Origin of the sequence: Massilia sp. NP310 (genome assembly GCF_019443485.1) — a bacterium.
GTDB classification, from domain to species: domain Bacteria; phylum Pseudomonadota; class Gammaproteobacteria; order Burkholderiales; family Burkholderiaceae_D; genus Telluria; species Telluria timonae.
In genome coordinates, this window is record NZ_CP080379.1 from 2,641,705 (window position 1) to 2,655,843 (window position 14,139).

The window sequence follows — 14,139 nt, forward strand, 5'->3', positions numbered from 1 at the left end:
TAGTAGGAATGTTGCGGCGCAGCAGGCCGGCAAGTGTACCTGTATTCGGCGGGTCGCGGCCGCTTTCGGCACCGTTTTGGAAGTCGGGCAGACAAGGACAAGTCGCCAGCGCGAGAGAGGCGCCAGGTGGCAAAAGTGATTACATGACCAAGAAGAATGACATCAAATTCCTGCGCGTGAGCTACCTGCGCGGACCGAATATCTGGACCTACCGTCCGGTACTCGAGGCCTGGCTCGACATCGGCGAGCTGGAAGACTACCCCTCGAATCTTCTTCCCGGCTTCACCGAGCGCCTGATCGCCTGGCTGCCCGGACTGGTCGAGCACCACTGCGGCGTCGGCTACCGCGGCGGCTTCCTGGAGCGCCTGCGTGACGGCACCTGGGCCGGCCACATCCTCGAACACATCGTGCTCGAGGTGCAGAACCTGGCCGGCATGAAGACCGGCTTCGGCAAGACCCGTTCGACCGGCGAGCACGCCATCTACAAGATGGCCTTCCGCACCCGTGATGAAACGGTCGGCCGCGCCGCGCTCGACGTCGCCCACCGCCTGATGATGGCCGCGATCAACGACGAGCCGTTCGACCTTTCCAGTGAAGTCGCGCGCCTGACCGACATGGTCGACCGTCACTGCCTGGGTCCGTCCACCGCCCACATCGTGGACGCCGCCACCGATCGCCGCATCCCCTCCATTCGCCTGACCGACGGCAACCTGGTGCAGCTCGGCTATGGCGCGGCCCAGCGCCGCATCTGGACCGCCGAGACCGACCGCACCAGCGCGATCGCCGAAGGCATCGCCAGCGACAAGGACATGACCAAGTCCCTGCTCGCCTCCTGCGGCGTGCCGGTGCCGGAAGGCGCGATCGCGCGCAGCCCGGACGACGCCTGGGAAGAAGCCCAGGACATCGGCCTGCCGGTGGTCGTGAAGCCGATCGACGCCAACCACGGCCGCGGCGTGTCGCTCAACCTGATGACCGAGGCCGAGGTCAAGGCCGCCTACACCATCGCGTCGCTGGAGGGTGAGAGTAAATCCGTGCTGGTCGAGCGCTACGTCACGGGCAACGAACACCGCCTGCTGGTGGTCGGCCGCAAGGTGGTCGCTGCCGCGCGCGGCGAATCGGTCTGGGTGACGGGCGACGGCCGGAGCAACGTGGCCGCGCTGTGCGACGCCCAGATCAACATCGACCCGCGCCGCGGCGAGAGCGAGGAATTCCCGCTCAGCCCCGTCAAGCCGCGCGAGAGCGAAGAAAACCAGCTGCAGCTGCAGCGCCAGGGCCTGACCCCTGATTCGGTTCCGCCCGAGGGCCAGAAAGTGCTGATCCAGGTGAACGGCAACGTCGCCGACGACGTGACCGACCTGGTGCACCCCGACGTCGCCCACGCCGCCGCCCTGGCCGCGCGCATCGTCGGCCTGGACATCGCCGGCATCGACCTGGTGTGCGAAGACATCTCGCGTCCGCTCGAGGAACAGCGCGGCGCCGTCATCGAAGTCAACGCCAGCCCGGGCCTGCTGGCCCACATGAAGCCGGCCAGCGGCACAGCGCGCAACGTCGGCAAGGACATCGTCGACCACCTGTTCGCCGAGGGCGAAACGGCGCGCATCCCGGTGGTCGGCGTGACCGGCTCGAAGGGCTGCAGCCTGATCACGCGCCTGGTCGGCTGCCTGGTCAACATCACGCGCAAGGAAGTCGGCGTCGCCAACGGCGAAGGCCTGTACCTGAACGCGCGCGCCATCTCGCACCGCGATTCGACCGGCGTCGAGGCGGCCCAGCGCATCCTGATCAACCGCAACGTGCAAACCGCCGTGTTCGAATCGAACGCGCGCTCGATCCTGCAGGAAGGCCTGCCCTACGACCGCTGCACGGTCGGCGTGGTGACCGACATGAACGGCATCGAGGACGTGGCCGAGTTCTACGTGCGCGACGAGGATGCGATGCGCAATGTGATCCGCAGCCAGGTCGACGTGATCCTGCCGGACGGCGTGGCGGTGCTGAACGCGGCCGACGGACGCGTCGCCGGCCTGGCCGAGCTGTGCGACGGCAGCGTGATCTATTACGCCGCCGACGAGACCAACCCGATCCTGGCTGCGCACCGCCAGAACGGCGAACGCGTCGTGTTCGCGCGCGAGGGCCGCATCGTGCTGGCTGCGGGCGAACAGGAAACGCCGCTGATCGCGCTGTCGGCGATGAAGCCGTCGACCGTGAAGTACCCGGAAAACGTGCTGGCGGCAGTGGCGGCCGCATGGGCCCTCGGCGTGCCGAGCGACCTGCTGTGCGGCGGACTGCGCGCCTTCGACGCGACGCCGAAGAAGTAATCCCTCATAAAGGAAGACGGTTTATGGAAGTATCTCGCGTACGGGCCCTGCGTGGCCCCAATCTCTGGAGCCACCACACCTCGGTCGAGGCGATCGTGGCGTGCACGCCGGAGGAAGCATCGATCGACGGCCTGGCCGGTTTCGAAGCGCGCCTGCGCGTGCGCTTCCCGCAGATGGGCGCCCTGCAACCCTATGGACATAACGACACGGTGCCGCTGGCGCAGGTGCTGGAACTGGTGGCGCTGACGCTGCAGGCCGAAGCCGGCTGCCCGGTGACCTTCAGCCGCACCACCGCCACGCTGGAAACCGGCATCTACCAGGTCGTGGTCGAATACAGCGAGGAAGACGTCGGCCGCCTGGCTTTGGCCCTGGCGCAGCAGCTGATCCAGTCGGCCCGCGACGACACCCCGTTCGACCTGGCCGCCGCGCTCAAGCAGCTGCGCGATACCGACGAAGACGTGCGCCTGGGCCCATCGACCGGCTCGATCGTGCAGGCCGCCGTGGCCCGCAACATCCCGTTTCGCCGCATGACCGAAGGCAGCATGGTGATGTTCGGCTGGGGCAGCCGCCAGCGCCGCATCCAGGCCGCCGAGATCGACGCCACCGGCGCCATCGCCGAGTCGATCGCCCAGGACAAGGAACTGACCAAGAAGCTGCTCGACGCGGCCGGCGTGCCGGTGCCGCAGGGCCGCAGCGTGGTCGACCCCGACGACGCCTGGGCCGCCGCCCTGGAAATCGGCCTGCCGGTCGTGATCAAGCCGAAGGACGGCAACCAGGGCAAGGGCGTGACGGTCAACGTCACCACCCGCGAGCAATTGGACGCCGGGTTCAGGGCCGCCAGCGAGTTCCGCGACGACATCCTGGTCGAGCGCTACCTGCCGGGCCACGACTACCGCCTGCTGGTGGTCGGCGACAAGCTGGTGGCCGCCGCGCGGCGCGAACCGCCGCAGGTGATCGGCGATGGCAAGCACACGGTGCGCGAGCTGGTCGACGAAGTGAACCGCGACCCGCGCCGCGGCGACGGCCACGCGACCTCGCTGACCAAGATCCGTTTCGACGACATCGCCCTGGGCACCCTGGTGCAGCAAGGGATGAACGCCGACTCGGTCCCGGCCCTGGGCCAGCGCGTGGTCCTGCGCAACAACGCCAACCTGTCGACCGGCGGCACCGCCACCGACGTGACCGACGACGTTCATCCTGAAGTGGCCGAGCGCGCGATCGCCGCCGCCCACATGATCGGCCTGGACATCTGCGGCGTCGACCTGGTGGCCGACAGCGTGCTCAAACCCATGGAAGACGTCGGCGGCGGCATCGTCGAAGTCAATGCCGCCCCGGGCCTGCGCATGCACCTGGCGCCGTCGTTCGGCAAGCCGCGCGCGATCGGCGAAGCGATCATGGACACCCTGTTCAAGGATGGCGACGACGGCCGCATCCCGGTGGTGGCCGTGACCGGCACCAACGGCAAGACCACCACCGTGCGCCTGATCGCGCACCTGCTCACCGCGTCCGGCCTGCGCACCGGCATGACCAACACCGACGGCGTCTACATCGAAGGCCGCCGCATCGACAGCGGCGACTGCAGCGGCCCGCGCAGCGCGCGCAACGTGCTGCTGCATCCGGACGTCGACGCCGCCGTGTTCGAAACGGCGCGCGGCGGCCTGCTGCGCGAAGGCCTGGCCTTCGACAAGTGCCAGGTTGCGGTGGTGACCAATATCGGCGCCGGCGACCACCTGGGCCTGAACTACATCACCACGCTGGAAGACCTGGCCGTGCTCAAGCGCGTGATCGTCCAGAACGTGGCCGTGGGCGGCATGGCGGTGCTCAACGCCGCCGACCCGACCGTGGCGGCGATGGCCGAGAAGACCCGCGGCGAAGTCACCTTCTTCGCCCAGGACGTGAGCAACCCGATCATGGCGATGCACCGCGCCCAGGGCCGCCGCGTCGTCTTCGTCGAGGAAGGTTACCTGGTGGCCGCTCAGGGCAGCTTCGTGGAGCGCATCGACCTGAAGGAAGTGCCGATCACCCGTGGCGGCGTGGTGGGCTTCCAGGTCGAGAACGTGATGGCGTCGGTGGCGGCCGCCTGGGGCGTGGGCACGTCGTGGGACGCGATCCGCCTGGGCTTGAAGACTTTCGTGGGCGAGAGCGACAACGCGCCGGGCCGTTTCAATGTGTTCGACTACCGCGGCGCCACCGTGATCGCCGACTATGGCCACAATCCGGACGCGATCGCGGCGCTGGTCAATGCGGTCGAAGGCATGCCGGCCAAGCGCCGTTCGGTGGTGATCAGCGGCGCCGGCGACCGCCGCGACCAGGACATCCGGCAGCAGACCGAAATCCTCGGCAAGGCCTTCGACGACGTGCTGCTGTACCAGGACCAGTGCCAGCGCGGCCGCGCCGACGGCGAGGTGATCGCGCTGCTGCGCGCCGGCCTGGCCGGCGCCACCCGCACCGGGCACGTGGAAGAGATCAATGGCGAGTTCGTCGCCATCGACCGCGCGCTCGACCGCCTGGACGAGGGCGACCTGTGCCTGGTCCTGATCGACCAGGTCGATGCGGCGCTGGCGCACATCACCAGGCGCGTGACCCAGGCCAAGGCGGCCTGAGTCGTCTTGCCGCCGGGGACGGCCAGTTGCTGGCCGTCCCCGACAATCCGGTCAGGCCGAATTCCTGGCGCGGGTTGCCAGCAACTGCGTTTCCCACGACAGGGCCACCGAGGCGGCGCCGCCGTTTTCGAAAATGAGGTTGGACACGCCCTCGAGCGTGCTCTCGCGCGCATAATCGCGCTGCCATTCGGCCGCCACGGCGAACCAGGTGATCGGCGTGCAGCCGGCTTGGACCATGCGCCGTACGGCCATCTCGTGCGCTTCCTCGCTCACCCCTCCGGATGCATCGGTGACGACGAACACGTCGTAGTCTTCGCCCGCAGCCTGGATGGCGGGCATCGCCAGGCAGATCTCGGTGTACAGCCCCGCGAGCACCAGCTGCTTGCGGCCGCTCTTCTTGACGATGTCGGTCACCTTCGCATCTTCCCAGGTATTGATGAAGGTGCGATCGATCGGCTTTTGTTCAGGGAAGACTGCCTGCAGTTCCTTGATGAGGTAACCGCCACGCTCTTCCAGCACGGTCGTCAGGATCGTTGGCACATCGAATACCTTCGCCGCCTTGGCCAGACCGACCACGTTATTCATGATCATGGTCGGCTCATGGCTTTTCAGGCAGGCGAACTGAAATGGCTGGTGATCGATGAGAACGACGATGCTGTCTTCCGGACGCAGCAGCGCCTTGAGTCCATTCTTGCTCATTTTATCTATCCCTTAAATTGACCAAGCGCCGGGGCGCGCCTGGGATCAATAAGGTAGCAACGCGATGATCGAGCGGCAATGACGGTTCCTGCGGTTTGCAGGCCGATCCTGCTGTGTCGGAACCGGATCATCGCCAGCTAACGGCCGGATCGTAGCGGGTTGGCAACGATGGTATCCTGCGCGGATGAGCCCTGCCCACCTCGCTTCCCTGCCCTCTCTTCCTCCGTTTGGCGCGGCCATGCTGCTGCGGGCGCTGCTCAAGCATCCGGCGCGCCGGCCGACCGGGCAGGTCGGCGCCACCTGGCGCCTCGAGCGGATCGACCTCGATCACGTGCGCCGCTATAACGCCGCGTTCGGCTTCGCGGGCGACGCTATTGCGCTTACCTTCCTGTATCTGCTGGCGCAGCGCGCGCAGCTGGCGACCATGCTGGCCGGCCCGATCCCTTTTCGTATTCCGGGCCTGATCCATGTCGAGAACCGCCTGGCGATGCAGGGGCCGGTCGTGCCTGATGCGCCGCTGGCGGTGACGACCAGCTTGCAATTGCCTTCTGCCGCCCCGAACGGCGCCCTGCATTGCGTGCTGGAGACGCGCGCTTTCGATGGCGAACGGCTGGCCTTTTCTTGCGACAGCACCTATCTGATCCGGCGTGGAAGCCGCTCCGGCCGCGCTACGCCGCCGCCCGAGCCACCACGTGGCCAGGCGCTCGGCGGGTGGACGGTCGCGCATGACGCCGGCCGGCGCTATGCGGCCTTGTCGGGCGACTGGAACCCGATCCACTTGTGGCCGTGGTCGGCGCGCCTGATGGGCATGCGCGCGCCGATCATCCACGGCGCGCACACGCTCGCGAAAGCATGTTCGCTATTACAGGAATCGACGGGCCGCGATATCGCGGCGGTCTGGTGCCGCTTCCGTCAGCCGGTGGCGCTGGGCGCCGACGTCGCGTTGCGGGAAGGTGATAGCGACGGCGAGTTCACGGTCATGTGCGACGGTCGTATCGCCATGGAAGGAAGGTATTCATGAAAGGCTTTCTTGTCATCGTTCTGCTCGCAGCCGCTGCAGCAGGCGCCGCGGCCACGCCGATCGGCGATCGCTTCCAGCGCTTCGATGCCGAACTGAAGGCGTGGGACGACGCCCAGACGCCGGAAGCGAAGGCGAACAGCGTTTCATTGGCTTACCAGCAGATGAAGAAAGGCCTCGATTACCGGCTCGTCCTGCCTGACGCCGGCACCGCCGACCTGCACCTCCTGTTCCAGGCTGCGAATGGCGCGCACTTTTACACGCCCTCGAGCGAACATGCGCTCGACATGCTGGCGGTGGCGCGCGAGCTCACGGCGCGGCGGGCCGCAAGCGCCAGGCAATTCGACGACACGTACTACGCACTCATCGCCGCTCGGGAATACGGGGCCGCGCGCGCGTGGCGCACCCAGCATGCGCTCACGGTGGATCAGGTGGCGTTGCACGAGGTGGACCTGCCGCCACTCCCGCCCGGCCAGGCGGCCGAGCTGCTCTTCACGGACGGCAAGCGCAGCGCGCGCACGTTTTCCTTTCCAAGCGGCGCTTACGTGATCGTCGTCGCCGATCCGCATTGTGGCTTCACGCGCGATGCCGTTGCCCGGATCACGGCGGACCAGCCCTTGATGGCCGCGCTGGAGAACCGGATCAAATGGCTGGCACCGCAGCAGACCGAACGTTCGCTGCAAGCCTACCTGGACTGGAACGGGCGCTATCCGCAGGCCCCGATCTCGCAGGCCTACAAGAACGAGGACTGGGATGCGCTCAGGAACCGGCAGTTCCCGGTGTTTTACTTTTACCGCGACGGCGCCTTGCAGACGCATTTCGCGGGGTGGCCGAAGGAAGGCCGCATGCGCGAACTCACCGAAGCACTTGAATTGATCGGGATCGCCGCGCAGCAGTAAGCATCTGGACGATTGTGCGCAGCACGCCACGGTTACTCATTCTTCACCGCGTCGAAGAAAAATCCTTTCCAATACACGACAATCTTGTTGTAGCCCTTGATCAGCGCTTCAGTACACGACAACTCGACAGCTTCCACGGTCGTCGGAATGCCCAGTCGGTCCACCGGCGCGTGCGCGGTTTCCCGGATATATCGTGCGGCGTCCTCGTAATGGCGCGCGAATGTGGGACGTTTGCGGCAGCTTTCTCCCGCGACTGTTATCTTGTCCGGCGCGATCACCAGAGCCTTTCCAACCAGGTCTGCGGCCTCTGTATCGTCGATTGATGCGATCGAGGAGGAATCAAGGACTTTTGTAAGGGTCCAGGTGCCCACCAGCTCATTACTATTATTCGATACGTCAGCCCACCCCGCCTGCGATGCAGACGCGATCATCAGGATCACCGTAGCCCGCGACAACGTCTTGGGACGCACAGCTGATTTCAGAAATGACATTGCAGTATCCTCACTTTCCGACGGTCTGCGCTTCAGCGGCTTCCAGGAATGGCGCCGCTTCCTCTCTTCGCCGGTACACCAGACCGCGTGCAATGACCTTCTTGCCCTTGACCGTCGTTCTCGTCATTTTCAAGATGTTGGCGGCGGCGCCTCTGAGGTCACCGCTATCGACCAGATCAAAGGTCGTGCCTGCACCGCGCTCACCAGCGTTGTACGCAAGACTCACCAGGGCGTCGAACTGTGCTTGAGTCAGCGCCTGAGTGATGACGTTCCGACGCACTACCCGTTCCATATAGGCGACCCTGCGCGCAAACTCTGCATCTGCCTCAGCCCGGCTAACCGGCCGGTTTAACTCCTTCTTCGTACAAGGCCCGCGATGCGCCAGGATACCGGCCCCCCATGTACAGTTACCTTTTCCTGGGCCCATATCGTCGTAATAGTTCAATACGACCACCTCTAGCCGTTGCATCCGTTTTCGCGCTTCTCCGCTCATACTCAAATGGTCGTTTGCTCCCCCGATTGCTCCGCTGGCTGCTTGCCCCATAGTTCCTCCTGCAGAATCGCTAGTGGTCCAATCTATCTGCCCTAGCATGCTCGTCTGTTGTGGGGCCACAAGCGATGTTTGCTACTGCTGGCGAATAATTGCAGCCGTACCTGACATAGAGGAGCAAATCGTGGCCATCGATGTATATCTGCAGATTGACGGCATCAAGGGCGAGTCGCAGGATGCCAAGCACAGGGACTGGATAGAGTGTACGAGCGTGCACTGGGGCATTCTTCAACCAAGATCAGCGACTGCTTCGACCGGCGGGGGCCACACTGCGGAACGTGCGGAGTTAAAGGAGATTTCGTTTACCAAGATCGCAGATCTGGCCTCACCCATCCTGATGCAGACCTGCGCCATGGGCAAGACAATCCCCAAGGCAAAGTTCGATTTCATGCGCGCCGACGGCAATGGCGAACCCATCTGCTACTTCCAGATTGAACTGGAAAATGTACTCATCGGAGGTATCGCGCCCGGTATCGAGCCCGGCACCATTCTCGACGAGCACGTCAGTCTCAAATTTTCCAAAGTGAAGTGGCGCTACACCCAACAGAAGATCGGCGGCGGTGGCGGCGGCAGCACTGTCGGCGGATGGGACTTGGCGGCGAACAGAGTCGTGGCATGACCGGCTCACTGCATCTCCACCGCCGCCGACATTAGTGCTAGGACATGGCCGGCGGCGCCGGCGGTGGCGGCGCATCCGGCAACGGAATGAACTCCTTGTCGTCCGCATCCGGCAGCTTCATCCTGCCCGCCTGCCAGTCGGCCGCCGCCTGCGCCAGGCGGTCCTTCGACGACGACACGAAATTCCAGTACAGGTGACGCTCGCCGACCGGCTCCCCGCCCAGCACCATCACCGTCGCGTGCTCCAGCGCCTTGACGCGCGAGGCCGTCGCCCCCAGCACCAGCATCCGGCCGCTCTCGTGGCGCATGCCGTCGAGCTCCACCGCGCCGGTGGCGATGTACAGCGCGCGCTCCTTGTAGCCGCCGGGGATCTCGGCGGTCGATCCCGGCTGCATGTCGAGATGGGCGTAGAACAGCGGCGAACACGTCTTCGCGCCGGCGCAGAGGCCATAGGCGCTGCCGGCGATGAGTTGCCCGGTGACGCCGCCATCCCGCCACTGCGGCAGGTCGGCGCCGGAATGGTGCGAGAACGACGGGTTGACTTCTTCCATCCCGTTCGGCAGCGCGACCCAGGCCTGGATGCCGTGCAGGTGGTCGCCGTGCGCCCGCGCGTGCTCGAAGCGCTCGCTGTGCGTGATGCCGCTGCCCGCGGTCATCCAGTTGACTTCGTGCGGGTGGATCTCCTGTTCGACGCCCAGGCTGTCGCGATGCATGATCCGGCCCGAGAACAGATAGGTCACCGTCGACAGGCCGATATGCGGATGCGCGCGCACGTCGACGCTGCGGTCGATGCCCGGGGCCAGGTCGAGCGGTCCGATGTGGTCGAAGAAGATGAACGGCCCCACCATGCGCCGCTTGGCGAACGGCAGCACGCGGCCGACTTCGAAACTGCCGCCCAGGCTGCGGCGGCGCTGCTCGATGATCATGTCAATCATGGTTTTCATGGCTCCATAGTGGATTGAAGGAGCGCTAGGCACGGGGCCAGGCGCGGGCGATCGGCGGCTTGCTGTCGAAATACGCCACCAGCAGATCGGTCAGGATGCGGATCTTGCGTGCCGGATGCTGGCCCGGCGGACGCACGACGTAGGCGCCGGCCGGCGGCGGGGGATAGCGCGTCATGACCGGAACGAGCGCGCCGGCATCCAGGTATTCATGCATCAGGCCATAGGGCAGATAGGCGACGCCCAGCCCCGCTAGCGCGGCTGCGACCAGCGCCGTGCCGTTGTCCGCCTTGAAGCGTCCCTGGGGCCGGACCGACACGATCTTCTCGCCATCCAGGAACTGCCAGGCCTCGGTGCCCTGCATCAGGGCCTGGTGCGACAAGAGCTGGTCTGGCGTCTCGGGCGCCCCGTGGGCCGCGATATAGGCGGGACTCGCGACCGTGAGCCCATGGATCGGCCCGATCCGCCGCGCCACCAGGTTGGAATCCTGCAGGTAGCCGAGCCGTATCGCGCAGTCGTAACCGTCCGCGATGAGGTCCACGTTGTGGTCGCTGTAGCAGGTGTGGATGTGCAGCCTCGGGTGGAGGCGCGCCATGTCGGCCAGCACCGGCGCGAAGTGGGTCGGTCCGAACGACAGCGGCGCGGCGATGCGCAGGCGGCCGCGCAGTTCGCCGGCGGGCAGGATCGTTTCGCGCGCCAGGGCGATCTCGGCGCAGACCCTGGCCGCATAGTCGCGGAAGGTCGTGCCGGCTTCGGTGAGCGCCGCGCCGCGCGTGGTGCGCGACAGCAGCTGGATGCCCAGCTCTTCCTCGAGGCGGGCGAGGCGCCGGCTGACGATCGACTTCGATACGCCCAGCCGCAGCGCCGCCGCCGAAATGCCGCCGGCATCGGCAACTTCCACGAATGTCTGCAACTCTTCGATATCCACTTGCCTGCTCCCGGTTGTGCCACACGGCGTCGCTGAGATGATACTGCCGTCTAGGCCGCGGGCTTGCCGAGCGGCTCAGGCATGACGGGCAGGTGCAGGTGGTCGCGGCCCGACAGCTCGTCGCCGTGGATCTGCTCGGACAGCCGCTCGGCGTCGCGCCGGCGGATGTCGAGCGACGCCTCCTGGACGTCGGCTTCGGCAAAGCCCAGCGCGCGCAGGCCCTCGGCGCCCATCAGGTAGGCCGATTCGACGGTCTCGCGCACCTGGACATCGACGCCGGCGCGGATCAGGGTGATGGCGTGCCCGCGATCGTAGCTGCGCACCAGCAGCCGGGCCTGCGGGAACTCGCGCCTGGCCAGCGCCACGATGTCGTTCGCGGCCTTGGGCTCGTCGACGCACACCATGATCGCATCGGCTTCGGCGGCGCCGGAATGGCGCAGGGTATCCATCCTCGTGCCTTCGCCAAAGAATACCTTGAAACCGAAGCGCTGCGCATCGCGGATGCGGTCGGGGTCCTTGTCGATCACCGTCAGCTTGACCCTGCTCGCCAGCAGCACCTGCGAGGCGATCTGGCCGAAGCGGCCGAAGCCGATGACGAGCACCCGCCCCTTCAGGTCGCGCGCATGCTCGACGCCGTCCATCGACTTTTCATGCCGCAGCAGGCGGTCGGTCACGAGCGTCAGGAGGGGCGAGAGCGCCATCGAGAGGATCACGACGGTGGCGAACAAGGCGTTCTCGCGTTCGCCCAGCACGCCGGCCGAGAGCGCGGCGGCATACAGCACGAAGGCGAACTCGCCGCCCTGCAGGAACATCGAGGTGCGGTGCAGGGCCTGGTGGTTGCTGGCGCCGAACAGGCGCGCGACCACGTGGACGACGATGCCCTTCGCGACCATGAAGCAAAACAGCATGGCCAACAGCAGCCGCCATTCGGCCGCGACGATGGCCAGGTCGAGCGACATGCCCACCGCCAGGAAGAACAGCCCCATGAGCAGGCCGCGAAACGGCTCGATATCGCTTTCGACCTGGTGCCGGTAGCTCGAACTCGACAGCATCACGCCGGCCAGGAAGGCGCCCATCGCCATCGACAGGCCGGCGAATTCCATCAGCAGCGCCGCGCACAGCACGACCAGCAGCGCACCCGCGGTCAGGACTTCGCGCGTGCGCGACCTGGCCAGCAGGGCGAAGAACGGGTCGAGCCCCCAGCGCGCCACGGCCAGCAGCCCCGCCAGGGCGGCGATCGCCAGCAGCAGGCCGGACCAGCCCTGCCCCTGCTGCCCGGGAAGCTGCGGCGCCAGGAAGGCGACCACCGCCAGCAGCGGCACGATCATCAAGTCCTCGAACAACAGGATGGCGACCGACTTCTGCCCCTGCTCGCTCGCGATCTCGCCCCGGTCCTGCAGCGCGGTCATGATGACGGCGGTCGAGGACAGGACGAAGCCCGCGCCGGCAACAAAAGCGGCCGGCCCGGACAGGCCGAACAGCGCATGGCCGGTCAGCGCCAGCGCGGCGGTCGCAGCGAAGACCTGGGCCAGGCCCAGGCCGAAGATCTGGCCGCGCATCGCCCACAGCTTGTGCGGCCGCAGTTCCAGCCCGATCACGAACAGGAACATCACCACGCCGAGCTCGGAGAAATGCAGGATCGAGCGCGCATCGGTGACCAGGCCCAGCACCGACGGTCCCACCAGGATGCCCGCCCCAAAATAGCCGAGGACCGCTCCCAGGCCGAGCCGCCTGAACAACGGCACGGCGATCACGGCCGCCCCCATCAGGACGACCACGGGGCCGATCGTCTGCCCCAGGCTTGCTCCAGCCATCAACTCTCCTCGCTCATCTCATTCATTCGATGCATTCATCTGCTATCGCGCCACGCGCAACGGCAGGCGCAGGCGTTCCCGATTGCGCAACACAGCGTGTCCGGGAACGGCACTAGCGCGTACGCCGCATGGCCAGCAGAATCGTTCTTGCGCCCAGGCGTTGGAGACAGAACGATACCAATCCGATATCGGCGCGGCAATGTCCAATCCTGCTATCGATGGTTCATTCCTGCTGCGCCGGATCCACAATGACAGTCTTAGGAGAACATCATTCCCGCCCCAATGGTCATTGACTCGCTCCCCGCCAACGTGACCGGCCTGACGCAGGCGCAGCGCGGGTGGAGCGGCGTCCAGCTCGTCGTCACCGGCTACGACTGTGACGGCGAAGGCACGAGCCCCTTGCCGCATCGCGACCAGCCGCGCCTGAGCGTGGTGCTGGAAGAGCACGGGGGCGCATGCGAGCCGCGGTTTCATCCGAATCGCCCCTGCCCTGCCGAGCATGTGCCGCGACATATGTATTTCGCGCCGGCCGGCATGGAGATATGGGGCTACACGAAAAACGCGCGGCGCGTCGTCGACGCCGTGCTCGTATTCGACACCGATATCCTGAGCGAACGCCTGGAAACCACATTGGACCCGGACAGGATCGGCGCCCCGAGGCTGCGCTTTTCCAATGACCGGATCTGGAACCTGGTCAAGCTGCTTGCCGAGGCGGTCCATAACCCCGATCCGTCGATGCATTTGTATGGCGACGGCATCATCACCGCCGTGTCGTCCCAGCTGTTCGCGGCGCCGCGCATCACGGAGTTCAAAACGGGCGGACTCGTGCCATGGCAACTGCGGCGGGTGATCGACTATATGGAAGCGCATCTCCCACACCGCATCGAGCTGGAAACCCTGGCGGGACTGGTCAATCTGTCGCAAGCCCACTTCAGCCGCGCGTTCAAGATATCGACCGGGCTGGCGCCCTACCAATGGCAACTCGACGCCCGCATCCGACGGGCGCAGCAGTTGCTGTCCGCTTCCGATGCGAGCCTGGGCGAGATCGCGCACGCCATGGGCTTCGCGGACCCGGTCCACTTCGGCAGGACGTTCCGAAAAATGATCGGCGCGTCGCCGGGCGCATGGCGAACCGAACACAAACGATAGACGCTCCGGCTTCGCAACGTCGAATAAATAAATCAAATTGACTTATCATTCGCCTTGCTCTATAATTCATGCCCACTAGACAATAGTTACTCTTAGCAACACCCCTGCTGCACCATA

At 66.0% G+C, this 14,139-nt stretch carries 12 protein-coding genes; 6 read left to right on the forward strand and 6 right to left on the reverse strand.

Annotation, left to right across the window (positions count from 1 at the left end; translation table 11 throughout):
• The first annotated feature begins 143 nt into the window (after window positions 1–143).
• Window positions 144–2,312, forward strand: a complete 2,169-nt coding sequence (gene cphA, locus KY496_RS11610) for a cyanophycin synthetase (RefSeq protein WP_219864818.1) — start codon at window positions 144–146, stop codon at window positions 2,310–2,312.
• Window positions 2,313–2,335: 23 nt separating this feature from the next.
• Window positions 2,336–4,915, forward strand: a complete 2,580-nt coding sequence (gene cphA, locus KY496_RS11615) for a cyanophycin synthetase (protein ID WP_219864819.1) — start codon at window positions 2,336–2,338, stop codon at window positions 4,913–4,915.
• Window positions 4,916–4,966: 51 nt separating this feature from the next.
• Here the strand turns inward: cphA (KY496_RS11615) and KY496_RS11620 are convergent, their stop codons facing one another.
• A complete protein-coding gene (locus KY496_RS11620) occupies window positions 4,967–5,614 on the reverse strand; it encodes a hydrolase (RefSeq protein WP_005662732.1) in 648 nt (215 codons plus the stop codon).
• 238 nt (window positions 5,615–5,852) lie between these two features.
• Here KY496_RS11620 and KY496_RS11625 point away from each other — a divergent pair, with 238 nt between their 5' ends.
• Both KY496_RS11625 and KY496_RS11630 read left to right on the forward strand, forming a co-directional pair.
• Window positions 5,853–6,635 carry a MaoC/PaaZ C-terminal domain-containing protein gene (locus tag KY496_RS11625; protein WP_219864820.1) on the forward strand — a complete coding sequence of 261 codons (783 nt, stop codon included), beginning with the start codon at window positions 5,853–5,855 and terminating at the stop codon, window positions 6,633–6,635.
• Entirely contained in the window at window positions 6,632–7,531 is a 900-nt protein-coding gene (locus tag KY496_RS11630) for a hypothetical protein (RefSeq protein ID WP_219864821.1), read from the forward strand. Before KY496_RS11625 ends, KY496_RS11630 begins: the two co-directional genes overlap by 4 nt.
• Before the next feature lie 32 nt (window positions 7,532–7,563).
• Here the strand turns inward: KY496_RS11630 and KY496_RS11635 are convergent, their stop codons facing one another.
• Both KY496_RS11635 and KY496_RS11640 read right to left on the reverse strand, forming a co-directional pair.
• Entirely contained in the window at window positions 7,564–8,022 is a 459-nt protein-coding gene (locus tag KY496_RS11635; protein WP_219864822.1) for a hypothetical protein, read from the reverse strand.
• Window positions 8,023–8,032: 10 nt separating this feature from the next.
• Window positions 8,033–8,566, reverse strand: coding sequence for a lysozyme (locus KY496_RS11640; RefSeq protein ID WP_051204999.1), 534 nt, complete (start codon window positions 8,564–8,566; stop codon window positions 8,033–8,035).
• A gap of 130 nt (window positions 8,567–8,696) precedes the next feature.
• Between KY496_RS11640 and KY496_RS11645 the strand changes: the two genes are divergently transcribed.
• Window positions 8,697–9,191, forward strand: coding sequence for a type VI secretion system tube protein Hcp (locus KY496_RS11645; protein WP_184239344.1), 495 nt, complete (start codon window positions 8,697–8,699; stop codon window positions 9,189–9,191).
• A 37-nt stretch (window positions 9,192–9,228) separates the two neighbouring features.
• Here KY496_RS11645 and KY496_RS11650 read toward each other — a convergent pair whose 3' ends face one another.
• From KY496_RS11650 to KY496_RS11660, 3 genes are read right to left on the reverse strand one after another with little or no spacing between them, the layout of a single operon-like run.
• Window positions 9,229–10,125, reverse strand: coding sequence for a pirin family protein (locus KY496_RS11650; RefSeq protein ID WP_219865103.1), 897 nt, complete (start codon window positions 10,123–10,125; stop codon window positions 9,229–9,231).
• Between the two features lie 34 nt (window positions 10,126–10,159).
• Window positions 10,160–11,059, reverse strand: coding sequence for a LysR family transcriptional regulator (locus KY496_RS11655; protein WP_005662745.1), 900 nt, complete (start codon window positions 11,057–11,059; stop codon window positions 10,160–10,162).
• Between the two features lie 50 nt (window positions 11,060–11,109).
• Window positions 11,110–12,873 carry a monovalent cation:proton antiporter-2 (CPA2) family protein gene (locus KY496_RS11660; RefSeq protein ID WP_005662747.1) on the reverse strand — a complete coding sequence of 588 codons (1,764 nt, stop codon included), beginning with the start codon at window positions 12,871–12,873 and terminating at the stop codon, window positions 11,110–11,112.
• A 282-nt stretch (window positions 12,874–13,155) separates the two neighbouring features.
• Here KY496_RS11660 and KY496_RS11665 point away from each other — a divergent pair, with 282 nt between their 5' ends.
• Window positions 13,156–14,022: an AraC family transcriptional regulator gene (locus KY496_RS11665; protein ID WP_219864823.1), complete on the forward strand. Its 867-nt coding sequence runs from the start codon at window positions 13,156–13,158 to the stop codon at window positions 14,020–14,022.
• The last annotated feature ends 117 nt before the right edge of the window (window positions 14,023–14,139 follow it).

Coding starts and splice junctions, on each gene's coding strand:
- KY496_RS11625 (WP_219864820.1), top strand. CDS start 5,853: ATGCTGCTGCGGGCGCTGCTCAAGCATCCGGCGCGCCGGCCGACCGGG.
- KY496_RS11665 (WP_219864823.1), top strand. CDS start 13,156: ATGGTCATTGACTCGCTCCCCGCCAACGTGACCGGCCTGACGCAGGCG.
- cphA (WP_219864819.1), top strand. CDS start 2,336: ATGGAAGTATCTCGCGTACGGGCCCTGCGTGGCCCCAATCTCTGGAGC.
- KY496_RS11635 (WP_219864822.1), bottom strand. CDS start 8,022: ATGTCATTTCTGAAATCAGCTGTGCGTCCCAAGACGTTGTCGCGGGCT.
- cphA (WP_219864818.1), top strand. CDS start 144: ATGACCAAGAAGAATGACATCAAATTCCTGCGCGTGAGCTACCTGCGC.
- KY496_RS11660 (WP_005662747.1), bottom strand. CDS start 12,873: ATGGCTGGAGCAAGCCTGGGGCAGACGATCGGCCCCGTGGTCGTCCTG.
- KY496_RS11650 (WP_219865103.1), bottom strand. CDS start 10,125: ATGATTGACATGATCATCGAGCAGCGCCGCCGCAGCCTGGGCGGCAGT.
- KY496_RS11640 (WP_051204999.1), bottom strand. CDS start 8,566: ATGGGGCAAGCAGCCAGCGGAGCAATCGGGGGAGCAAACGACCATTTG.
- KY496_RS11630 (WP_219864821.1), top strand. CDS start 6,632: ATGAAAGGCTTTCTTGTCATCGTTCTGCTCGCAGCCGCTGCAGCAGGC.
- KY496_RS11620 (WP_005662732.1), bottom strand. CDS start 5,614: ATGAGCAAGAATGGACTCAAGGCGCTGCTGCGTCCGGAAGACAGCATC.